At 53.6% G+C, this 23,302-nt stretch carries 17 protein-coding genes, 1 tRNA gene, 3 rRNA genes and 1 other annotated feature; of the genes, 11 read left to right on the top strand and 10 right to left on the bottom strand.

Going from position 1 to position 23,302, the window contains the following annotated elements; translation table 11 throughout:
* Both tyrA and N2K86_RS16515 read left to right on the top strand, forming a co-directional pair.
* Entirely contained in the window at positions 1–1,122 is a 1,122-nt protein-coding gene (gene tyrA, locus N2K86_RS16520) for a bifunctional chorismate mutase/prephenate dehydrogenase (protein ID WP_260659315.1), read from the top strand.
* A gap of 59 nt (positions 1,123–1,181) precedes the next feature.
* Positions 1,182–2,054: an SMP-30/gluconolactonase/LRE family protein gene (locus N2K86_RS16515; RefSeq protein WP_260659314.1), complete on the top strand. Its 873-nt coding sequence runs from the start codon at positions 1,182–1,184 to the stop codon at positions 2,052–2,054.
* Here N2K86_RS16515 and pheA read toward each other — a convergent pair.
* The 4 genes from pheA to bamD all read right to left on the bottom strand — a co-directional run bounded on the left by pheA (position 2,051) and on the right by bamD (position 4,818).
* Positions 2,051–3,211 carry a bifunctional chorismate mutase/prephenate dehydratase gene (pheA, locus tag N2K86_RS16510; RefSeq protein ID WP_260659313.1) on the bottom strand — a complete coding sequence of 387 codons (1,161 nt, stop codon included), beginning with the start codon at positions 3,209–3,211 and terminating at the stop codon, positions 2,051–2,053. The two genes, N2K86_RS16515 and pheA, sit on opposite strands and share 4 nt — an antisense overlap.
* A 30-nt stretch (positions 3,212–3,241) precedes the next feature.
* Positions 3,242–3,367, bottom strand: a sequence feature (Phe leader region).
* The gene (pheL, locus tag N2K86_RS16505; protein ID WP_260661707.1) at positions 3,319–3,366 is read right to left on the bottom strand and encodes a pheA operon leader peptide PheL; all 48 of its coding nucleotides are present in this window, start codon (positions 3,364–3,366) and stop codon (positions 3,319–3,321) included. Its footprint overlaps the feature before it by 48 nt.
* Before the next feature lie 103 nt (positions 3,368–3,470).
* Positions 3,471–3,812, bottom strand: a complete 342-nt coding sequence (gene raiA / locus N2K86_RS16500; protein ID WP_003863162.1) for a ribosome-associated translation inhibitor RaiA — start codon at positions 3,810–3,812, stop codon at positions 3,471–3,473.
* A gap of 268 nt (positions 3,813–4,080) precedes the next feature.
* Entirely contained in the window at positions 4,081–4,818 is a 738-nt protein-coding gene (bamD, locus tag N2K86_RS16495) for an outer membrane protein assembly factor BamD (protein ID WP_010434129.1), read from the bottom strand.
* Between the two features lie 131 nt (positions 4,819–4,949).
* On the opposite strand from bamD, the gene rluD reads away from it, so the two are divergent.
* The 8 genes from rluD to N2K86_RS16455 all read left to right on the top strand — a co-directional run bounded on the left by rluD (position 4,950) and on the right by N2K86_RS16455 (position 16,270).
* Positions 4,950–5,930, top strand: coding sequence for a 23S rRNA pseudouridine(1911/1915/1917) synthase RluD (gene rluD, locus N2K86_RS16490; RefSeq protein ID WP_260659312.1), 981 nt, complete (start codon positions 4,950–4,952; stop codon positions 5,928–5,930).
* Entirely contained in the window at positions 5,927–6,658 is a 732-nt protein-coding gene (gene yfiH / locus N2K86_RS16485; RefSeq protein WP_041908642.1) for a purine nucleoside phosphorylase YfiH, read from the top strand. Before rluD ends, yfiH begins: the two co-directional genes overlap by 4 nt.
* A 129-nt stretch (positions 6,659–6,787) precedes the next feature.
* Positions 6,788–9,361 (top strand): ATP-dependent chaperone ClpB, encoded by a 2,574-nt coding sequence (clpB, locus tag N2K86_RS16480; RefSeq protein WP_041908644.1) that lies wholly within the window; start codon positions 6,788–6,790, stop codon positions 9,359–9,361.
* A gap of 426 nt (positions 9,362–9,787) precedes the next feature.
* Positions 9,788–11,327, top strand: a 16S ribosomal RNA gene (locus tag N2K86_RS16475).
* 85 nt (positions 11,328–11,412) lie between these two features.
* Positions 11,413–11,488: transfer RNA gene (locus N2K86_RS16470), tRNA-Glu, on the top strand.
* A gap of 182 nt (positions 11,489–11,670) precedes the next feature.
* A 23S ribosomal RNA gene (locus N2K86_RS16465) occupies positions 11,671–14,576 on the top strand.
* A gap of 69 nt (positions 14,577–14,645) precedes the next feature.
* Positions 14,646–14,761, top strand: a 5S ribosomal RNA gene (gene rrf, locus N2K86_RS16460).
* The 16S, 23S and 5S rRNA genes sit together here with 1 tRNA gene alongside, the layout of an rRNA operon.
* Before the next feature lie 213 nt (positions 14,762–14,974).
* Positions 14,975–16,270, top strand: a complete 1,296-nt coding sequence (locus N2K86_RS16455; RefSeq protein WP_260659311.1) for an MFS transporter — start codon at positions 14,975–14,977, stop codon at positions 16,268–16,270.
* Here the strand turns inward: N2K86_RS16455 and N2K86_RS16450 are convergent.
* The 6 genes from N2K86_RS16450 to trxC all read right to left on the bottom strand — a co-directional run bounded on the left by N2K86_RS16450 (position 16,267) and on the right by trxC (position 21,987).
* Complete coding sequence (locus N2K86_RS16450) at positions 16,267–16,590, bottom strand: YfiM family lipoprotein (protein ID WP_260659310.1); 324 nt, start codon at positions 16,588–16,590, stop codon at positions 16,267–16,269. The genes N2K86_RS16455 and N2K86_RS16450 overlap by 4 nt on opposite strands.
* 45 nt (positions 16,591–16,635) lie before the next feature.
* Complete coding sequence (gene pssA / locus N2K86_RS16445; RefSeq protein WP_238460925.1) at positions 16,636–17,988, bottom strand: CDP-diacylglycerol--serine O-phosphatidyltransferase; 1,353 nt, start codon at positions 17,986–17,988, stop codon at positions 16,636–16,638.
* The gene (locus N2K86_RS16440; protein WP_214594211.1) at positions 17,969–18,016 is read right to left on the bottom strand and encodes a hypothetical protein; all 48 of its coding nucleotides are present in this window, start codon (positions 18,014–18,016) and stop codon (positions 17,969–17,971) included. Before N2K86_RS16440 ends, pssA begins: the two co-directional genes overlap by 20 nt.
* Positions 18,017–18,100: 84 nt before the next feature.
* The gene (locus N2K86_RS16435; RefSeq protein WP_260659309.1) at positions 18,101–20,764 is read right to left on the bottom strand and encodes a bifunctional acetate--CoA ligase family protein/GNAT family N-acetyltransferase; all 2,664 of its coding nucleotides are present in this window, start codon (positions 20,762–20,764) and stop codon (positions 18,101–18,103) included.
* A gap of 35 nt (positions 20,765–20,799) precedes the next feature.
* Positions 20,800–21,498, bottom strand: coding sequence for a tRNA-uridine aminocarboxypropyltransferase (gene tapT, locus N2K86_RS16430; RefSeq protein WP_260659308.1), 699 nt, complete (start codon positions 21,496–21,498; stop codon positions 20,800–20,802).
* A gap of 69 nt (positions 21,499–21,567) precedes the next feature.
* Complete coding sequence (trxC, locus tag N2K86_RS16425) at positions 21,568–21,987, bottom strand: thioredoxin TrxC (RefSeq protein ID WP_089598419.1); 420 nt, start codon at positions 21,985–21,987, stop codon at positions 21,568–21,570.
* A gap of 204 nt (positions 21,988–22,191) precedes the next feature.
* On the opposite strand from trxC, the gene N2K86_RS16420 reads away from it, so the two are divergent.
* Positions 22,192–23,292, top strand: a complete 1,101-nt coding sequence (locus N2K86_RS16420) for a tRNA/rRNA methyltransferase (RefSeq protein WP_260659307.1) — start codon at positions 22,192–22,194, stop codon at positions 23,290–23,292.
* Positions 23,293–23,302: the final 10 nt, after the last annotated feature.

Here is a 23,302-nt window from a genome sequence, read left to right as displayed (position 1 = left end):
ATGGTTGCTGAATTGACCGCATTACGCGATCAAATTGATGAAGTGGATAAGGCGCTGCTGGACCTGCTGGCGCGCCGCATGGCGCTGGTCGCCGAAGTCGGTGAGGTCAAAAGCAAATACGGCCTGCCGATTTACGTCCCGGAGCGCGAAGCCTCTATGCTGGCCTCCCGCCGCAAAGAGGCTCAGGCGCTGGGCGTTTCTCCTGATTTGATTGAAGATGTCCTGCGCCGCGTGATGCGCGAATCTTACTCAAGCGAAAATGACAAAGGCTTCAAAACCCTTTGTCCTTCCCTGCGCCCCGTGGTGATTGTCGGCGGCGGCGGTCAGATGGGCCGTCTGTTTGAAAAAATGCTGACGCTTTCTGGCTACCAGGTACGCATTCTGGAAAAAGAGGGCTGGGGGCATGCCCCGGAACTCATGAAAGATGCCGGAATGGTTATTGTCAGTGTCCCGATCCACGTGACGGAGCAGATCATCGGAAAGCTTCCTGCTTTACCGGATGATTGCATCCTGGTGGATCTGGCTTCCGTCAAAAATGGTCCGCTGCAGGCAATGCTGGCTGCGCATACGGGCCCGGTACTGGGTCTGCACCCGATGTTTGGCCCGGACAGCGGCAGCCTGGCGAAGCAGGTAGTCGTCTACTGTGATGGGCGTCAGCCGGAGGCATACCAGTGGTTCCTGGAACAGATTCAGGTGTGGGGTGCGCGACTTCACCGCATTAGCGCGGTTGAGCACGACCAGAATATGGCCTTCATTCAGGCGCTGCGCCACTTTGCGACCTTTGCTTACGGTCTGCATCTGGCGGAAGAGAACGTGCAGTTAGAGCAGCTGCTGGCGCTCTCGTCACCTATCTATCGTCTGGAACTGGCGATGGTCGGGCGCCTGTTTGCTCAGGATCCACAGCTTTACGCGGACATTATTATGTCCTCCGAAAACAACCTGGCGCTGATCAAGCGCTACTATCAGCGCTTTGGCGAAGCGATTACGCTGCTGGAGCACGGCGACAAGCAGGCGTTTATTGACAGCTTCCGTAAGGTAGAGCACTGGTTCGGCGATTACGCCACGCGTTTCCAGAGTGAAAGCCGGACGCTGTTGCGTCAGGCAAATGACAGTCGCCAGTAATGCGATGATGTATATACTGAAAGCCAGCATTGCTGGCTTTTTCATTTTGAGGACCTGTCATGGCTGAACCGCAGCTGCTGTTGAATTACACCGGACATTTGCCAGAGTGCCCGACGTGGAGTGCGGAAGAGAATGCACTCTACTGGGCGGATATTCTGGAAGGGGAGATCCATCGTTATCATCTGCCCACGGCAGAACACACCGTGCTCTCTTTTCACGAAGAGGTGGGCTGTTTCGCGCTGCGCGAGCGTGGCGGGTTTATTGTGGCGATGCGTACGGGGATCTGGCTGACCGATAAACATGGCCTGCTCCGGCGCAAGGTGTGCGATAACCCGTCCAACCCGCAGCTTGCTCGTTTTAATGACGGGGGCACCGACCATCAGGGACGGTTTTATGCAGGCACCTTCTGGGGCCCGGGAGATTATAACGGTGCCATGCTGATGCGTATCGATAACGACCTGACGCCGAAAGTGATCCAGTGTGATATTCACGGGCATAACGGTTTAGCGTTTAGTCCGGACAAGCAGTGGATGTTTACCTCAGACACCCCAAACGGCGTGATCTACCGTACGCCGCTTGATGAACAGGGCGAACCCGGCAGGCGCGAGGCGTTTCGTCGGTTTAACGAGGGGGAAGGTATACCCGACGGTGCGGCAATGGATGAAGAAGGCTGCTACTGGAGCGCGCTGTTTGACGGCTGGCGTATTGCTCGTTTTTCACCGCAAGGGGAGCAGCTGGAAGAATACCGCATGCCGGTACGTTGCCCGACGATGGTTTGTTTTGGCGGTGATGACATGAAAACGTTGTTTATTACCACCACGCGGGAAAATATGGATGCGGAGGAGGTGGCAAAGTACCCCCTCTCCGGTGCCATCTTCACCCTGCCTGTCAGCGTGGCAGGGATGAAGAAAAGTCGGTTTATCGAACGTTAGATCGGATCGACCGGGACGACGTTTTCGCTCGGATAGCAGCCCAGCACTTTCATGGAGCGCGTGATCTCGCCGAGTTCGCGAAGGGCTTTCTGCATGGATGCAGATTCCAGATTGGCCTGGATATCGAGGTAGAACATCTCTTCCCACGGATTACCGTGGATCGGACGTGATTCCAGCTTCGTCATGATCAGGTTGTGATTGCGCAGTACCAGTAGCGCTTCAACCAGTGCGCCTGCCTGCTGGCCGGTGGCCATGAGCAGGGTCGTTTTTGCCGGAACCTGATCAGAGACATCAATAGCTTTACGCGCCAGCACCACGAAACGGGTGATGTTTTGCGTCTGGTTTGCCAGATTGCGTTCAAGCACCTGCAGCCCATACAGCGCACCACCCGCTTCGCTGCCGAGCGCGGCGACGGTTGGGGAGTTAGCCTGCGCCACTTTTTCCATCGCCGCTGAGGTGCTTTCGGTGTACTCAATTTTCCAGTTCGGATAGCGGTTCAGGAACTGGCTGCACTGCTGGAACGGTTGAGGATGGCTGTAAACCGTCTCAATTTTGCTTAAATCCGTTGAGCCGGAGACCAGCACGCAGTGGTCGATTGGGATTGTCAGCTCGCCAACCAGCGACAGGCTGGTGTGCTGGAGCAGATCGTAGACATCATTAATGGCGCCGGAACTGGTGTTCTCAATAGGCACCACGGCGTAATCCGCCTGGCCGGTTTCTACCTGGTTGAAAATATCAGCAAACTTCGCACAGCCGCTCTCAATGAACTCTTCAAAATGGCGGGCTGCGTACTGGCGCGCAGCCAGGTGGGAATAGGAGCCTTTTGGACCAAGGAACGCGACGCGTGCAGAGTGCGGGTTGGTTTTGTTCAAATGCTGCTGGAGTAACGCTTGCTGGGTGAGAACGGAGTCTTCAATGATGAGCTGGAACAGACGGGTGATGTAGTGGGCATCAAGATGATGCGCTTTCCCGAGCTGAATCAACCGTTCCAGTAAATCGCGCTCGCGGTCGATATCCCGCACGGGACGGTGAGAGTCCAGCTTGGCTTTACCCACCTCGACGGCGAGGGCGCGGCGTTCTGCCAGCAGCGCCAGTAATTTCTCGTCCAGCGCGCTGATTTTTACGCGCAGATCCAGTAACGGGTTTTCCGGTGTCATAGTGTTGCCTGTCTCGTTTTATCGTTATCAATAAAAAAGGCCTCCCGCTGTGGGAGGCCTTGTTGTTCGTCTTCGCATTCTTTATCACACGACGAAACGCCTCCCAGTCAGGGGAAGGTAAAAAAGAATGCGAAGAAGAACTGCGTGTGTTTCATAAAGTCATCCTGTGATTGATACCGTTAAAGTACCCGTACTGTTTTCACCCTGTCAATAAAAAACGCGCCCGAAGGCGCGTTGGCGGTACACTCAATTTAAAGGATTACTCTTCTTCAACTTCTTCCGCGAAGCTGGCGTCTTTCACCGATGTTGCGGCGCGACGGGCTTCACCTTTGTGTTGCACTTTATTGAGCTGCCGTTCCAGCTTGTTGATCAAATCGTTAATAGCGGTGTACATATCTTCATGTTTTGCGCTGGCGACCAGATGGCCGTTTGGAGTATTGATAGTTGCGTCAGCGATGAAACCCTGCGGTTCCTTGGACAGAATGATATGTGGGTTAATCAAATGTGTTTGCCATTTATCCAGTTTGGCGAGACGGTCTGCGACGTGCTGGCGGATTGCCGGAGTAATTTCCATTTGTTTACTGGTAATGTTCATTGTCATAAATTTTACCTCTTGTCTTTCCGTCTTGGTGATTCCAGCATACCCAACCTAATGTCAAAATGTGTGATTTATATCACGTTATTTTGTCGGTTTTTGTCAGGGAATCTTTTTTGTGAGGCAGGGCAGGAAGAGGTGAGATTTACCTTGTCGAAGATAAAAATTGAGGCCATAGTTGACTGGATGTGTTGAGGCTAAAGCGCTTCAGCGTGTTACAGAATGAATAAAAAATCGGCAGCCCTGAGGCTGCCGATTTGCATTGACGCTTCTGTCAGGTGTTGCTGCTGTTCGCGGCGATGATTTTCGCGACCTTTTCAGCCTGCGAAGTCATCTGCATCTGACGATACGCATTTTCCATCAGCTTCAGGCCATCGCGCGTTGCCTGAGTGTCCGGGTAGTCACGCAGCATGCCTTCAACACGGTTAACCACGGCAACCCATGCGCCACGGCGCGTATAATATTCCGCCACGGAGTATTCATATTTCGCCAGACGATCTTTCAGGAACACCAGACGTTTGGTGGCATCGGTAATGTACTGACTGTTCGGGTAGCCGCGCACCAGCTTGGAGAAGTCATTGAAGGCATCACGCGCGTGCTGCGGGTCACGGTCAGAACGATCCACGCCGAAGAAGCCCTGTAGCGCACTGTCATCCAACGCCATGTTGGTCAGTCCGCGCATATACATGACATAATCGATGTTAGGATGAGTTGGGTTCAGACGCATGAAGCGATCGATGGTGGCCTGAGCCAGCGGTAGATCGGCATTTTTATAGTACGCGTAGATAAGATCTAACTGTACCTGCTGTGAATAGGGACCAAATGGATAGCGATTATCCAACGCTTCCAGTTGCGTTATCGCCTGTTTCCAGTTACCGTCCTGCAACTTTTGTTGTGCAGTCGCATAGATTTCATTCGGCGGATTGTCAGGGACCTGTTCATTTGAACCGGAGCAGCCCACCAAAGCCAGGCTCAACGTGGCCGCTGCCACCAGATATTTCATGCGCGTCATGACGTTTTGACTTTCCTCAAATGTTTGTCCGGGAGAAACTCTGTTCCTGCTCCCGATTAAGACCAGCTACAATAGCACACTATATTAAACGGCAAAGCCGTAAAACCCAACGTTAAACGAAGAAGCAGTTTATGGCACAACGAGTAGAACTCACCGCAACAGTCTCCGAAAATCAGCTCGGTCAACGCTTAGATCAGGCTTTGGCCGAATTGTTCCCTGATTATTCGCGTTCACGCATAAAAGAATGGATCCTTGACCAGCGCGTGATGGTAAACGGCAAGATCTGGGACAAACCAAAAGAGAAAGTGTTAGGTGGGGAAGCTGTCGCCATCAATGCTGAAATTGAAGAGGAAATCCGCTTCGAGCCGCAGGATATCCCACTGGACATCGTCTATGAAGATGATGACATTCTGGTGATCAACAAGCCGCGCGACCTGGTTGTTCATCCGGGCGCGGGGAATCCAGACGGCACGGTACTTAACGCACTTCTTCATTATTATCCGCCGATTGCGGATGTCCCACGTGCAGGCATCGTTCACCGTCTGGATAAAGACACTACCGGCCTGATGGTGGTGGCGAAGACCGTTCCCGCTCAGACCCGTCTGGTGGAGTCGCTGCAGCTGCGTGAGATTACTCGCGAATATGAAGCGGTGGCGATTGGACACATGACCGCTGGCGGCACGGTAGAAGAGCCGATCAGCCGTCACCCGACGAAACGTACCCATATGTCGGTGCATCCGATGGGTAAACCGGCTGTGACGCACTATCGCATTATGGAGCACTTCCGTATTCATACCCGCCTGCGCCTGCGCCTGGAAACCGGTCGTACTCACCAGATCCGCGTTCACATGGCGCACATTACCCATCCGCTGGTGGGGGATCAGGTGTACGGCGGTCGTCCGCGTCCGCCAAAAGGCGCGTCGGATGAGTTCATCAGCGTATTGCGTAAATTCGATCGTCAGGCGCTGCACGCGACCATGCTGCGTCTTTATCACCCAATCAGTGGTATCCAGATGGAATGGCATGCGCCTATCCCGCAGGATATGGTGGAACTCATTGATGCCATGCGTGCCGATTTCGAAGAACATAAGGATCAAGTGGACTGGTTATGACCAAACTGATTGTCCCGGAGTGGCCGCTGCCTGCAGGCGTGGCCGCCTGTAGTTCGACCCGTATTGGCGGCGTGAGCCAGGGCGCGTGGGAGTCTTTAAACCTCGGCGCACACTGCGGCGACAGCCTGGAACACGTTGAAGAGAACCGCACGCGTCTGTTTGCTGCGGGAAATCTGCCGTCGAAGCCGGTTTGGCTGGAGCAGGTTCACGGCAAAGCGGTACTGAAGCTGACGGGAGAACCTTACGCTTCCAAACGCGCCGATGCTTCTTACAGTAATACGCCGGGCACGGTTTGTGCCGTAATGACCGCCGATTGTCTGCCGGTTCTGTTTTGTAACCGTGCCGGTACGGAGGTGGCAGCAGCGCACGCGGGCTGGCGTGGCTTATGCGAGGGCGTGCTGGAAGAGACCGTCGCCTGCTTCAATGATGATCCCGCCAATATCATGGCCTGGCTAGGTCCGGCGATTGGCCCTCGTGCTTTTGAAGTGGGGCCGGAGGTTCGCGAAGCATTCATGGAAAAAGATCCGCAAGCCATTGAGGCCTTCCTGCCTGCCGGGGAAAAATATCTGGCGGATATTTACCAGCTTGCCCGCCAGCGTCTGAATAATATTGGCGTAACGCAGATCTTCGGCGGCGATCGCTGTACGTTCACCGAAAAGGGTGATTTTTTCTCCTATCGCCGCGACAAGACGACGGGTCGTATGGCAAGTTTCATTTGGCTGATATAACCTAAAGAATCAAGACGATCCGGCACGTGCCGTTTTCTTTTCACATAATTCAGGTCATTAACCTTGAATAATTGAGGGATGACCTCATTTAATCTCCAGTAGCAAATTTGACCTGTTATGGGAGGAGTTATGCGTCTGGATCGTCTTACTAATAAATTCCAGCTTGCTCTCGCCGATGCCCAGTCCCTTGCACTGGGGCACGACAACCAATTCATCGAACCTCTTCATTTAATGAGCGCCTTGCTGAATCAGGAAGGGGGATCGGTACGTCCTTTATTAACGTCTGCTGGCATTAATGCTGGCCAGTTACGCACCGCTATCGATCAGGCGCTGAGCCGTTTACCGCAGGTAGAAGGTACCGGCGGCGACGTTCAACCGTCGCAGGATCTGGTGCGCGTGCTGAACCTTTGCGACAAGCTGGCGCAAAAACGTGGGGACAACTTTATTTCGTCAGAACTGTTTGTTCTGGCAGCGCTTGAATCACGCGGTACCTTGACCGACCTGCTGAAATCTGCCGGTGCAACCACCGCCAATGTGACTCAGGCGATTGAGAAAATGCGCGGAGGTGAAAGCGTGAACGATCAGGGAGCCGAAGACCAACGTCAGGCTTTGAAGAAATTTACGGTCGATCTGACCGAACGTGCCGAGCAGGGCAAACTTGACCCGGTTATCGGCCGTGACGAAGAGATCCGTCGTACGATTCAGGTACTGCAGCGTCGTACCAAAAACAACCCGGTACTGATTGGTGAGCCGGGGGTCGGTAAAACCGCCATCGTTGAAGGGCTTGCGCAGCGTATCGTAAACGGTGAAGTGCCGGAAGGGTTGAAAGGCCGCCGCGTACTGGCGCTGGATATGGGCGCGCTGGTGGCCGGTGCGAAATACCGCGGTGAGTTTGAAGAGCGTTTGAAAGGCGTGCTGAACGACCTGGCGAAACAGGAAGGCAACGTCATTCTGTTTATCGACGAACTGCACACCATGGTCGGGGCCGGTAAAGCTGACGGCGCAATGGATGCCGGGAACATGCTGAAACCTGCCCTGGCGCGTGGTGAACTTCACTGTGTCGGTGCCACTACGCTTGATGAGTATCGTCAGTACATTGAGAAAGATGCCGCTCTGGAACGTCGCTTCCAGAAAGTGTTTGTTGCTGAGCCAAGCGTTGAAGATACCATCGCGATCCTGCGTGGTCTGAAAGAGCGTTATGAACTGCACCACCATGTACAGATTACTGACCCGGCCATCGTTGCGGCGGCGACGCTTTCGCATCGGTATATCGCCGATCGTCAGTTGCCTGATAAAGCAATCGACCTGATCGATGAAGCGGCGTCGAGCATTCGTATGCAGATTGACTCGAAGCCGGAAGAACTGGACCGACTCGACCGCCGCATCATTCAGCTCAAGCTGGAACAGCAGGCGCTGAAAAAAGAGTCTGATGAAGCCAGTAAGAAACGCCTGGATATGCTCAATGAAGAGCTGGACGATAAAGAGCGCCAGTATTCTGAGCTGGAAGAAGAGTGGAAAGCCGAGAAGGCCTCCCTCTCTGGCACGCAGACCATTAAAGCGGAACTCGAACAGGCCAAAATTGCCATTGAGCAGGCTCGCCGTGTGGGTGACCTGGCACGTATGTCTGAACTGCAGTACGGCAAAATCCCTGAGCTGGAGAAACAGCTTGAGATCGCCACGCAGTCTGAAGGCAAAACCATGCGTCTGTTACGTAATAAAGTGACGGATGCCGAAATTGCCGAAGTGCTCGCTCGCTGGACCGGTATTCCGGTGGCGCGCATGATGGAAAGCGAACGCGATAAGCTGCTGCGTATGGAGCAGGATCTGCATCAGCGGGTGATTGGTCAGGACGAGGCGGTTGAAGCGGTCTCCAACGCTATTCGCCGTAGCCGTGCTGGGCTGTCCGATCCAAATCGCCCGATCGGTTCGTTCCTGTTCCTGGGGCCGACCGGTGTCGGTAAAACCGAACTGTGTAAAGCGCTGGCAAACTTTATGTTCGACAGCGACGATGCGATGGTGCGTATCGACATGTCCGAGTTCATGGAGAAACACTCCGTCTCGCGCCTGGTCGGTGCGCCTCCGGGATATGTTGGTTATGAAGAGGGCGGCTATCTGACCGAAGCGGTGCGCCGGCGTCCTTATTCCGTCATCCTGCTGGATGAGGTGGAAAAAGCGCATCCGGATGTGTTCAACATCCTGCTTCAGGTGCTGGATGATGGTCGTCTGACGGACGGGCAGGGGAGAACGGTCGATTTCCGTAATACGGTCGTCATCATGACCTCGAACCTGGGTTCCGATTTGATTCAGGAACGTTTCGGTGAGCTGGACTACAGCCATATGAAGGATCTGGTGCTCGGTGTGGTGAGCCATAACTTCCGTCCGGAGTTCATTAACCGTATTGACGAAGTGGTGGTATTCCATCCTCTGGGTGAGAAACACATTGCGTCGATTGCGCAGATCCAGCTGCAGCGTCTGTACAAACGTCTGGAAGAGCGTGGATATGAAATTCACATCTCCGACGATGCGCTGAAGCTGCTGAGCGAGAATGGTTACGATCCGGTTTATGGTGCGCGTCCACTGAAACGTGCTATTCAGCAGCAGATCGAAAACCCGCTGGCGCAGCAGATCCTCTCCGGAGAACTGATTCCGGGCAAAGTTATCCGTCTTGAAGCCAACGACGATCGTATTGTTGCAGTGCAGTAAGTCACAAAACGCAAAAACGAGCCGCTTGCGGCTCGTTTTTGTTTAAAAACCAGGCGAAAATTGAGGTCTGGGATGCGTTTTGCCTGGAAAGTGAGCAGTCAGTAAATAATTTTCACTTTATCCTTGCAGCTTCGGAATTACTCCCTATAATGCGCCTCCACTGACACGGAACAACGGCACACACGCCGCCGGGTCAGCAGAGAATAGCGAAATAAACGCTTGACTCTGAAGCGGGAAAGCGTAATATGCACACCCCGCGCCGCAGCGAAAACGAAGCGGCACTGCTCTTTAACAATTTATCAGACAATCTGTGTGGGCACTCAAAGTGACATGGATTCTTAACGTCGCAAGACGAAAAATGAATACCAAGTCTCTGAGTGAACATGCGTAATTCATTACGAAGTTTAATTCACGAGCATCAAACTTAAATTGAAGAGTTTGATCATGGCTCAGATTGAACGCTGGCGGCAGGCCTAACACATGCAAGTCGAACGGTAGCACAGAGAGCTTGCTCTCGGGTGACGAGTGGCGGACGGGTGAGTAATGTCTGGGAAACTGCCTGATGGAGGGGGGTAACTACTGGAAACGGTAGCTAATACCGCATAACGTCGCAAGACCAAAGAGGGGGACCTTCGGGCCTCTTGCCATCAGATGTGCCCAGATGGGATTAGCTAGTAGGTGGGGTAACGGCTCACCTAGGCGACGATCCCTAGCTGGTCTGAGAGGATGACCAGCCACACTGGAACTGAGACACGGTCCAGACTCCTACGGGAGGCAGCAGTGGGGAATATTGCACAATGGGCGCAAGCCTGATGCAGCCATGCCGCGTGTATGAAGAAGGCCTTCGGGTTGTAAAGTACTTTCAGCGGGGAGGAAGGTGTTGAGGTTAATAACCTCAGCAATTGACGTTACCCGCAGAAGAAGCACCGGCTAACTCCGTGCCAGCAGCCGCGGTAATACGGAGGGTGCAAGCGTTAATCGGAATTACTGGGCGTAAAGCGCACGCAGGCGGTCTGTCAAGTCGGATGTGAAATCCCCGGGCTCAACCTGGGAACTGCATTCGAAACTGGCAGGCTAGAGTCTTGTAGAGGGGGGTAGAATTCCAGGTGTAGCGGTGAAATGCGTAGAGATCTGGAGGAATACCGGTGGCGAAGGCGGCCCCCTGGACAAAGACTGACGCTCAGGTGCGAAAGCGTGGGGAGCAAACAGGATTAGATACCCTGGTAGTCCACGCCGTAAACGATGTCGACTTGGAGGTTGTGCCCTTGAGGCGTGGCTTCCGGAGCTAACGCGTTAAGTCGACCGCCTGGGGAGTACGGCCGCAAGGTTAAAACTCAAATGAATTGACGGGGGCCCGCACAAGCGGTGGAGCATGTGGTTTAATTCGATGCAACGCGAAGAACCTTACCTACTCTTGACATCCAGAGAACTTTCCAGAGATGGATTGGTGCCTTCGGGAACTCTGAGACAGGTGCTGCATGGCTGTCGTCAGCTCGTGTTGTGAAATGTTGGGTTAAGTCCCGCAACGAGCGCAACCCTTATCCTTTGTTGCCAGCGGTCCGGCCGGGAACTCAAAGGAGACTGCCAGTGATAAACTGGAGGAAGGTGGGGATGACGTCAAGTCATCATGGCCCTTACGAGTAGGGCTACACACGTGCTACAATGGCGCATACAAAGAGAAGCGACCTCGCGAGAGCAAGCGGACCTCATAAAGTGCGTCGTAGTCCGGATTGGAGTCTGCAACTCGACTCCATGAAGTCGGAATCGCTAGTAATCGTAGATCAGAATGCTACGGTGAATACGTTCCCGGGCCTTGTACACACCGCCCGTCACACCATGGGAGTGGGTTGCAAAAGAAGTAGGTAGCTTAACCTTCGGGAGGGCGCTTACCACTTTGTGATTCATGACTGGGGTGAAGTCGTAACAAGGTAACCGTAGGGGAACCTGCGGTTGGATCACCTCCTTACCTTAAAGAACCTGCCTTTGTAGTGTCCACACAGATTGTCTGATGAAAAGTAAATAGCAAGGCGTCTTGCGATTGAGACTGACACGTCCCCTTCGTCTAGAGGCCCAGGACACCGCCCTTTCACGGCGGTAACAGGGGTTCGAATCCCCTAGGGGACGCCACTTGCTGGTTCGTGAGTGAAAGTCACCTGCCGTCATATCTCAAAACTGACTTGCGAGTCATGTTTGAGATATTTGCTCTTTAAAAATCTGGATCAAGCTGAAAATTGAAACGACACACATGTTATGTGTGTTCGAGTCTCTCAAATTTTCGCAATCAGAAGTGAAACATCTTCGGGTTGTGAGGTTAAGCGACTAAGCGTACACGGTGGATGCCCTGGCAGTCAGAGGCGATGAAGGACGTGCTAATCTGCGAAAAGCGCCGGCGAGGTGATATGAACCTTTGACCCGGCGATGTCCGAATGGGGAAACCCAGTGTGTTCCGACACACTATCGTTAACTGAATACATAGGTTAACGAGGCGAACCGGGGGAACTGAAACATCTAAGTACCCCGAGGAAAAGAAATCAACCGAGATTCCCCCAGTAGCGGCGAGCGAACGGGGAGCAGCCCAGAGTCTGAATCAGCTTGTGTGTTAGTGGAACGGTCTGGAAAGTCCGACGGTACAGGGTGATAGTCCCGTACACGAAAGCACACTTGCTGTGAACTCGAAGAGTAGGGCGGGACACGTGGTATCCTGTCTGAATATGGGGGGACCATCCTCCAAGGCTAAATACTCCTGACTGACCGATAGTGAACCAGTACCGTGAGGGAAAGGCGAAAAGAACCCCGGCGAGGGGAGTGAAAAAGAACCTGAAACCGTGTACGTACAAGCAGTGGGAGCACCTTCGTGGTGTGACTGCGTACCTTTTGTATAATGGGTCAGCGACTTATATTCTGTAGCAAGGTTAACCGTATAGGGGAGCCGAAGGGAAACCGAGTCTTAACTGGGCGTTAAGTTGCAGGGTATAGACCCGAAACCCGGTGATCTAGCCATGGGCAGGTTGAAGGTTGGGTAACACTAACTGGAGGACCGAACCGACTAATGTTGAAAAATTAGCGGATGACTTGTGGCTGGGGGTGAAAGGCCAATCAAACCGGGAGATAGCTGGTTCTCCCCGAAAGCTATTTAGGTAGCGCCTCGTGAACTCATCTTCGGGGGTAGAGCACTGTTTCGGCTAGGGGGCCATCCCGGCTTACCAACCCGATGCAAACTACGAATACCGAAGAATGTTATCACGGGAGACACACGGCGGGTGCTAACGTCCGTCGTGAAGAGGGAAACAACCCAGACCGCCAGCTAAGGTCCCAAAGTCATGGTTAAGTGGGAAACGATGTGGGAAGGCACAGACAGCCAGGATGTTGGCTTAGAAGCAGCCATCATTTAAAGAAAGCGTAATAGCTCACTGGTCGAGTCGGCCTGCGCGGAAGATGTAACGGGGCTAAACCATGCACCGAAGCTGCGGCAGCGACGCTTATGCGTTGTTGGGTAGGGGAGCGTTCTGTAAGCCGTTGAAGGTGGCCTGTGAGGGTTGCTGGAGGTATCAGAAGTGCGAATGCTGACATAAGTAACGATAATGCGGGTGAAAAGCCCGCACGCCGGAAGACCAAGGGTTCCTGTCCAACGTTAATCGGGGCAGGGTGAGTCGACCCCTAAGGCGAGGCCGAAAGGCGTAGTCGATGGGAAACAGGTTAATATTCCTGTACTTGGTGTTACTGCGAAGGGGGGACGGAGAAGGCTATGTTAGCCGGGCGACGGTTGTCCCGGTTTAAGCATGTAGGCGGAGGTTCCAGGTAAATCCGGTACCTTATTAACGCTGAGGTGTGATGACGAGGCACTACGGTGCTGAAGTAACAAATGCCCTGCTTCCAGGAAAAGCCTCTAAGCATCAGGTAACATCAAATCGTACCCCAAACCGACACAGGTGGTCAGGTAGAGAATACCAAGGCGCTTGAGAGAACTCGGGTGAAGGAACTAGGCAAAATGGTGCCGTAACTTCGGGAGAAGGCACGCTGATATGTAGGTGAAGCCCCTGCGGGTGGAGCTGAAATCAGTCGAAGATACCAGCTGGCTGCAACTGTTTATTAAAAACACAGCACTGTGCAAACACGAAAGTGGACGTATACGGTGTGACGCCTGCCCGGTGCCGGAAGGTTAATTGATGGGGTTAGCGGCAACGCGAAGCTCTTGATCGAAGCCCCGGTAAACGGCGGCCGTAACTATAACGGTCCTAAGGTAGCGAAATTCCTTGTCGGGTAAGTTCCGACCTGCACGAATGGCGTAATGATGGCCAGGCTGTCTCCACCCGAGACTCAGTGAAATTGAACTCGCTGTGAAGATGCAGTGTACCCGCGGCAAGACGGAAAGACCCCGTGAACCTTTACTATAGCTTGACACTGAACACTGGTCCTTGATGTGTAGGATAGGTGGGAGGCTTTGAAGCGTGGACGCCAGTCTGCGTGGAGCCATCCTTGAAATACCACCCTTTAATGGCTGGTGTTCTAACGTAGACCCGTGATCCGGGTTGCGGACAGTGTCTGGTGGGTAGTTTGACTGGGGCGGTCTCCTCCCAAAGAGTAACGGAGGAGCACGAAGGTTAGCTAATCCTGGTCGGACATCAGGAGGTTAGTGCAATGGCATAAGCTAGCTTGACTGCGAGAGTGACGGCTCGAGCAGGTGCGAAAGCAGGTCATAGTGATCCGGTGGTTCTGAATGGAAGGGCCATCGCTCAACGGATAAAAGGTACTCCGGGGATAACAGGCTGATACCGCCCAAGAGTTCATATCGACGGCGGTGTTTGGCACCTCGATGTCGGCTCATCACATCCTGGGGCTGAAGTAGGTCCCAAGGGTATGGCTGTTCGCCATTTAAAGTGGTACGCGAGCTGGGTTTAGAACGTCGTGAGACAGTTCGGTCCCTATCTGCCGTGGGCGCTGGAGAATTGAGGGGGGCTGCTCCTAGTACGAGAGGACCGGAGTGGACGCATCACTGGTGTTCGGGTTGTCATGCCAATGGCATTGCCCGGTAGCTAAATGCGGAAAAGATAAGTGCTGAAAGCATCTAAGCACGAAACTTGCCCCGAGATGAGTTCTCCCTGAGACTTTAAGTCTCCTGAAGGAACGTTGAAGACGACGACGTTGATAGGTCGGGTGTGTAAGCGCAGCGATGCGTTGAGCTAACCGATACTAATGAACCGTGAGGCTTAACCTTACAACGCCGAAGGTGTTTTGGCGAAGAGACAGACACGATTTTCAGCCTGATACAGATTAACAGAATTTGCCTGGCGGCTTTAGCGCGGTGGTCCCACCTGACCCCATGCCGAACTCAGAAGTGAAACGCCGTAGCGCCGATGGTAGTGTGGGGTCTCCCCATGTGAGAGTAGGGAACTGCCAGGCATCAATTAGAAGAACCCCGTACCGTAAGGTGCGGGGTTTTTTGCTTTTGGATTTTCTCTTCATTCGCCTTTCCCCAAATCGCTTATCCTGCTAATGGAATGTGTGATCTTCATCGCAATGTCAGTTATAACAAAATTATAACATTTCATTTACGAGGCGTTCGAGTCTTTCTGGACTCAACACGCCGCTGTTTAAAGCTGGAGCATAATCACAATGACAGAAAGCATTGCATCAAACGGGACGCTGGCTAACAGTGATACCCGCAGAAGGGTATGGGCAATTGTCAGTGCCTCTTCAGGGAACCTGGTTGAATGGTTCGACTTTTACGTCTACTCATTCTGTTCACTTTATTTCGCACATATCTTCTTTCCTTCGGGAAACACCACAACACAGTTGCTACAAACGGCAGGGGTATTCGCTGCAGGATTCTTAATGCGACCAATCGGTGGCTGGCTGTTCGGCCGCATTGCGGATCGTCGTGGTCGTAAGGCATCCATGCTGATATCGGTTTGTATGATGTGCTTTGGTTCGCTGGTGATCGCCTGCTTGCCAGGGTATGAAACGATTGGTACATGGGCACCGGCGCTACTTTTGCTGGCTCGCTTATTCCAGGGACTATCTGTCGGCGGGGAATATGGTACCAGTGCGACCTACATGAGTGAGATTGCACTGGAGGGCCGTAAAGGTTTTTACGCCTCATTCCAGTACGTCACGCTAATTGGTGGCCAACTGTTGGCCATCCTTGTCGTGGTGATCCTGCAGCAGATTTTGACGGATGAACAGCTTCACACCTGGGGATGGCGGATCCCTTTCGCCATGGGCGCTGTACTAGCTGTCGTAGCACTTTGGCTGCGTCGTCAGTTAGATGAGACCTCTCAGAAGGAAGTCAGAACGCTGAAGGAGGCGGGAACGTTCAAAGGGTTATGGCGTAACCGCAAAGCTTTTCTAATGGTGCTGGGCTTTACTGCGGGCGGTTCTCTCAGTTTTTACACTTTCACCACTTATATGCAGAAGTATCTGGTGAACACTACAGGTATGCATGCGAATGTCGCCAGCGTTGTCATGACAGTGGCTTTATTTGTCTTTATGCTCATACAACCGCTAATCGGAGCGCTCTCGGATAAGATAGGTCGACGTACGTCAATGCTCATTTTTGGCGGATTATCTGCATTATGTACCGTCCCCATTTTGACTGCGCTTCAGCATGTTTCCTCACCGTATGCGGCATTTGCGCTGGTGATGGTGGCGATGGTGATCGTCAGTTTCTACACCTCGATCAGCGGCATACTCAAGGCAGAAATGTTCCCGGCTCAGGTTCGTGCGCTGGGAGTTGGGCTTTCGTATGCAGTGGCGAATGCGATTTTTGGCGGGTCTGCGGAATACGTTGCCCTGTCGCTTAAATCATGGGGCAGTGAAACAACGTTTTTCTGGTATGTCACGGTGATGGGGGCTCTGGCTTTCATCGTGTCCCTGATGTTGCACCGCAAGGGCAAAGGTATTCGACTTTAATAATGCGCCATCTGCCACACGGCAAAGCCGGTCGTTGCGCCGGCTACATCCCAGGCGAAATCTTTCCAGCTCCAGCCGCTCCCTGCGGGGCGGCTGTCCCAAAGCTCTTTTGATGCCCCCAGGCCTACTGAGAACATCAGGCCGATTGCCGCACTCCGATCCCTGCTGTATCCCTGATGTTGCGCATACTCATTACCGGCAGCGGACAACATGGCAGAAGCGATAAAGTGTTGGGCTTTATCCTGACCTGACCAGCTATCGTTAGCCGTGTGGCTACATCCTGTCAGGCAAAAGAGGGCGAATAAGAGAGGGATACGCATTAACGAACTCCATAAAAAAGCCCTGTTAATGACAGGGCCTGAACATTACAGAATACGGCTGATAAGGCGGTCTATCCGGATCCGACGTAAACGACGAATAAGTTTACGGACTTTCACAGGATAATCGGCAATGCTCTGCAGATCGCGGTAATGGCGAACGACGGTGGTATGAGTACGAATCAATTCCAGCTCGCGCTCGCGTTTCGCGGCTAATTCGTGCTGCGGATCGTGGATCAAAATGGCATTTTCCAGATCCAGGCGCCAGGCGCGTGGGTTAAGATTATTGCCTGTCAGCAGCATCCACTCATCGTCGACCCACATACCTTTAAGGTGATAGCTGTTGTCTTCATCTTTCCAGAGACGCACAACCAGTTGGTCGGTATTCACATAATACTGCAAACGGCTCAGGAATCGACGCAGGTTGATCTCATAGAGATAAGGTAACGCGCCGATAATCTTGAACGGCTGATCTTCCGGAATAAAGAAGTCGTTTGCCGTTTTATCCCCGACAATGATTTCCACTTTTTTACCATCACGCAGCAGCTGGATAATATTGCGTACCAGCACCGCGGGAAGGTTAAAGTACGGCGTGCAGATGGTCAGTTTCTGCTCCGCACACGGCATCAAATGGAAAATGGTCTTGTTCAGCAGGCTCGATTTTCCTAAACCGACTAATGGCGTAACGGAAAGCTCTTCGTTATTGGCATCGCCCTGAAAATGATACACCGCATCGCGCAGCTCCTGGCGGAAAGAGCGAACATCGTTTTTGATTTCGGGGCTTTTAGGCCGATGGGGATCGTCGAGACGGTTCACGCCACGGCCATGGACCAGGTGTCTATCAACCCAGTTAAACATGATATCCGCCATCTGCGCATTGCGAATCAGATGGTAGCGGTCATATCGATATTTATCGAGCTGATGGAGGTAAACGTCATTCAGACTCGCGCCGCTGTAGAGGACGCTATCATCAATAATGAAGCCTTTGAAATGCAGAACGCCGAGTGCTTCACGTGTATTGACCGGTACGCCATAAACCGGCACATCGACGCCAGGGTTCTCCTGCGCCGTGCGGCAATACCAGTCAGCATTCGTGTTAGACGCGGCCGCACCAATGCGGCCGCGCTGCGCACGGTGCCAGTCAACCAGAACGCGAACATCCAGCTCCGGACGTTGACGCTTAGCTTCATAGAGCGCGTTCAGGATCGCGCGCCCGCCTTCATCTTGTTCAAGATACAGCGCCACAATACAAATACGTCGCGTAGCGCTGGCGATCTTTTCCAGGATCGTCTCCCGAAAATGAGCGGGAGCGTAAAAGAACTCTACATCATCAACTGACTGAGAAATCTTCGGTAGTTGAGCAAGGTGTTGTTGATGTTTATTACGCTTGAATTTTGACAACATCACAGTGCGTTTCTTCTCTGTTCATTGAAGGGTTGTCTGTAGCATGCAAACAACATAAGCGGACAATGATACCCCAGTGCTATCAAAAGTGGGTAACATTTCCAGTAGGTTACTCTTGTTTATCTGCTGATATCAGGGGGAGCGATAAGGCCACGATCCCTTCGTCCAGCTGAATATCCACGTCAAAACCAAGTTTGCGCGCCAGAGTGACCATACCGCGATTGTTGGGCATAGTAATGCCATTCAGGCGTAACAATCCGTGATCTCGCGTATAACTGATGAGTTTTTCCAGCAGCCGTCTCCCCAGGCCCAGGCCTTTCAGATCAGAGCGTACCAGCACGGCAAACTCCGCATCGATATTATCCGGATCTGAAATAGCACGCGTCACGCCGAGGATCTCATCACTCTGCCCGGAACGCCGTACGGCCACAAACGCCATTTCTCGATCGTAGTCGATCTGCGTCATATTGGCTAAATCATCATGAGTGAATTCATTGATCTCGCTAAAGTAGCGGTAGTAAAGATCTTCTTTGGTCACCTGAGAAATGAACGTGCGCAGCTGCGGCTCATCTTCCGGCAAAATAGGGCGAAAGAGCGCGCGTTCGCCGTTTTTCATCTCCACCCATTCTTCGAGGTGTAAAGGATAAGGGCGGATCGCCAGACGGCTCTCTCTGTCTCCTGTGAATGGCGCAATATCCAGCGTTACATCCAGCGCGATAAACTCATTGCCGGAGGCGAGCAGCGGGTGAATATCCAGCCGCTGAATCTCCGCACAATCCACAATCAGGTTAGACACCTGCACCAGGAACTGGCTTAGTCCGGCAATATCAAGCGGGCGCAGGGCGCTCCGGCCACGGATTTTTTTGCTCTTTATCGCCTGGATTATCAGATAGCGTGCCAGATTCATATTCAATGGCGGTAATGCCACCACCACCTGCTCTTCAGGTCGCCAGTCCACACCGCCTTCACCCAGCATAATCAGCGGCCCAAAGACCGGATCGTGCTCAACCACCACGCGTAGCTCCTGGGCGCCTGCTCGGTTAGCCATGCTTTGCACGAGAAGACCGTGGATCCTGGCCTGCGGCCAGGCCATTTTGACGCGGTCGAAAATGGCATCTGCTGCTTGCTGCACTTCCGCTGCCGTGCGTAAGTACAACATTACGCCTTGAACATCCGACTTATGTGGGATATCCGGCGAGCGAAGCTTCAGGGCAACCGGGTAGCCAATTTGCTCAGCGATATGGACGGCCTCCGCGCTGTCGCTGGCAATCCATGTCGGCAGCGTTTGAATGCCGTAACTGCCGAGAACGGGCTGTACCTCATGCGTGTCGAGCGAGGTCGCCCCCTCTTCGATAGCCTGCTGCAGCAGTCGGTGGACGTCGACGGCATTCGCAGTCAGATTACCCGGTAAAGCCGGGGTTTCACGCAGTTGCTTTTGGTTACGACGGTATTCCACCATATGCATAAATGCGGTGATAGTGCCTTCTGGTGTGCGATACGTCGGCAACCCGGCTTCACTAAACAGCCGTCGTGCCTCCTGCGAGGAAAATTCACCGCACCAGTTGGTGAGTACGGTAACGTATTTGCCGCGCGGATGATTACGCACAGCATCAATGAGCGCCCGCGCGCTTTCAGTACCAGGCGCAACCGCACTGGGCGAGTGGATGATCATGAGCGCGTCGAAATCCTGGCTGTCCAGCAAAATTGAAATGGCCTTTATATAGCGCTCGCTGCTGGCATCATCGCGTAAATCCAGCGGGTTGCCTGGTGCGACGCTGACGGGTAATACCTCACGCAGGCGCTGCAGTGTCTCTTCGCCGAGCGTAGCCAGCTTACCGTTGCGTAGCCAGAGCTCATCCAGTGCCAGCGCTGCAGGTGCCGCGCCATTGCTGACAATCATTAGCTTTTCACCGCGTAACGGACGCATATGGCTCAGCGTTTCAACGGCGGAAAAAAGCTCGTGCGTATCCTGCACCCGAAGTAAACCGGCACGCTGGATCGCGGCATCCCACGCGGGATCCATACCTGAATGCGAATTCAGCAGACGCTGCGCCGCCGGGCTACGTCCACTTTTGATGACCAGGATCGGTTTATTGCGCGATGCGCTACGCGAAGCTGACACAAAACGACGGGCATCGCTTAAGTGCTCAAGGTAGAGAAGAATCGCGCTGGTTTTACTGTCTCTGGCCAGGAAATCCAGTAGCTCATCTACGTCGATATCGAGGCTATCACCCAGAGCGATGAAGTAGGAGAATCCCATCTCACGCTGCTGCGCCCAGTCGAGAATGGTGTTCGATACGGCTGCCGACTGCGAGATAAAGGCGAGTTTACCTTTACGGATAGGCACCGGGGAGAAGCTGGCATTCAGTCCTTGCCATGGTGCGAGTAGTCCCAGACTGTTTGGCCCCAGAATACGCATCTGAAAGCGACCGGCACAGGCCAGGAGTTCTGGCTGCTGTTCAGGAGGAGAGGAGAGGATAATGCAGGTTTTACACCCTTTTTGGCCAAGCGACTCCAGTAAGTCCAGATTCCGTTTCGCATGTGTACAGATGATGGCGAGGTCGGGAACGAACGGCAGGCTCTGAACATCTGGCCACGCAAGCACTCCCTGAACGGCCTTATAAGCAGGGGTGACGGGCATAACAGGGCCATTAAATCCGCCAGCCAGCAGGTTACGCATCATCAGGTAACCCGCACGATCCGGTTTCATGGAGGCGCCAATAACGGCAATGGATTTAGGTCGTAGTAGCGCTTCTAACCCTCGCTGGCTCATGCAACTCTCCTGTGAATGCAAGCGGCCTGATGATTTTAAACGCTTTCTGCCTCGGCTGCTGTGACGCTGCCCTTATGAACGGTTTTTCCTGCCAGGTAACGCTCGCGGAAACAGGAAAAATGGCTGCCTAACGCGCTGGCAGCCAGGGTATCTCCGGCCAGATCCAGTAGCGCAATTGCCACTTCCGCTGTGCAATATTGCCCGTCAGCATGGGCTTCACGCAGACGATAGGCCGAGACGCGAGACAAATCGACCGAAATCACCGGTAAAGCATCCAGATAGGGGCTTTTGCGGAACATTTTTCGCGCTTCGGTCCAGGTGCCGTCCAGCATAATAAACAGCGGCGGTTTACCGGATGGCGGCGCAGAAAGAACCTGACGCTGCTCTCCCGCGTAGGAGGCCGGGAAAACCACCATTGGCTGATAGTCAGGGTTTGTGACTAAATCGAGCAACGCCTGAGGGGGTTCTGTACGAGACCATTGAAACGCGGCGGTATTCGGCAAAATATCGGCGATAAGACGCCCCGTATTGCTGGGCTTCATCGGCTCGGTATCGAACATGACGAGACAAAAACGGCTTTCCGCCGTACTGGGGGTAAGCGTCTCGCAGAGGCAAACCTTCAGCGGCAGCAGGCAGCGCTGACAGCGGCGGACACGGTTGCCGCGGGCAAGAAACGGGCGCGTGGCGCGCGCAAGGCGTTCGGCGCGTAATTGGAGAACAGCGTTATCAGTCATGGGCGAAATGCAGGAAAAACCCTATTTTCGCAGAGGCGAGAACGGGGCACAAGATGTGCCCCGCGATTGTTACAGCGACTCGTTTAACCAGCTTTCAAATGGTGCCTTCGGCACTGCGCCGTTGAGCATGTCGATCACTTCACCATTTTTGAAAATCATAATGGTCGGGATGCTGCGAATGCGGAAACGTGCGCTCAGTTCGCGCTCGGCTTCGGTGTTCACCTTAACGAAACGCATTTTTCCGCTGCGTTCTTCGGCCACATCTTCGAAGATCGGCGCAAAGCTGCGGCAGGGGCCGCACCACGGTGCCCAGAAATCGACCACCACAGGAAGATCGTCCTTGAGGAGTTTGTCCAGCGTAGCACCCGTCGCGTTAATGACATCGCCATCAAACAATTCATGGCCACAACGTCCGCATTTCGCACCATCTTCCATCCGATCGTCCGGAATGCGATTAAGAGCCTGACAGTTGGCACATACGGTATTCATAACTAACCTCTGATAGAGCCGTGGGACAGCGGCAGAACGCCGATAATGTTTCTAATATGTTACATATTATCAATGAGCCTGTTTGAAACAACAATGCGTTTTATTCAATGAGAACAATAGTCACAGGCTTTTGTACGAAATTATGGCTATGCGCTGGCACATCGGGTAATCTGCGCGCTTCGCGCAGCGCTGGTGGAGAAAAGCATGAACGACGAAATGAAAAACAAAAGCGGCAAGGTCAAAGTGATGTATGTCCGCAGTGATGATGACTCTGATAAACGCACCCAAAATCCGCGTACCGGAAAAGGTGGCGGGCGTCCGGCGTCTTCTCGTGCAGACGGTGGCCGTCGCCCCGCCCGCGATGACAGAAATAACCGCGGTGATGACCGCAAACGTGATGACCGTCCGCGTTCCGACCGCCCACGTAATGACCGTCCGCGTGATGACTTCTCACGTGATAACGCCTCACCGTGGCGCACCGTTTCTCGCGCCCCTGGCGATGAGACCCCGGAAAAAGCCGATCACGGCGGTATCAGCGGTAAAAGCTTTATCGATCCGGAAGTGCTGCGCCGTCAGCGTGCGGAAGAGACCCGCGTGTATGGCGAGAACGCCTGCCAGGCCCTGTTCCAGAGCCGTCCTGACTGTATCGTCCGCGCCTGGTTTATCCAGAGCGTGACTCCGCGCTTCAAAGAAGCGCTGCGCTGGATGGCCGCGAACCGTAAAGCCTACCACGTCGTGGATGATGCCGAGCTGACCAAAGCGTCTGGTACCGAACACCACGGTGGCGTCTGCTTCCTGATCAAAAAACGTAATGGCACGACCGTGCAGCAGTGGGTCAGCCAGGCGGATGCCGATGACTGCGTGCTGGCGCTGGAAGACGTGGGCAACCCGCACAATCTGGGGGCGATGATGCGTAGCTGCGCGCACTTTGGCGTGAAAGGCGTACTGTTGCAGGATGCCGCGCTGCTGGAATCCGGCGCCGCGATCCGTACTGCGGAAGGCGGAGCCGAGCACGTACAGCCGATCACTGGCGACAGCGTTCTGGATGCCCTTGAGCAGTTCCGTAAAGCGGGATACGCCATCGTGACCACCTCGAGCCACGCCGGTACGCCGCTGTTTAAAGCGACGTTGCCACGCAAGATGGTGCTGGTATTAGGTCAGGAATGCGATGGTCTGTCTGATGCGGCGCTCTCCAGTGCGGATCTGAGCGTCTCTATTGACGGGACAGGCAATGTGGAGAGTCTGAACGTATCCGTTGCAACCGGCGTGCTGCTGGCTGAATGGTGGCGTCAGAATAAGGCATAAGCCTCTTATG

This window comes from Enterobacter mori, from assembly GCF_025244905.1.
GTDB lineage: Bacteria > Pseudomonadota > Gammaproteobacteria > Enterobacterales > Enterobacteriaceae > Enterobacter > Enterobacter mori_A.
Note: the sequence above shows the minus strand (reverse complement) of the source record. Positions and strands in the feature narration are given on the sequence as shown.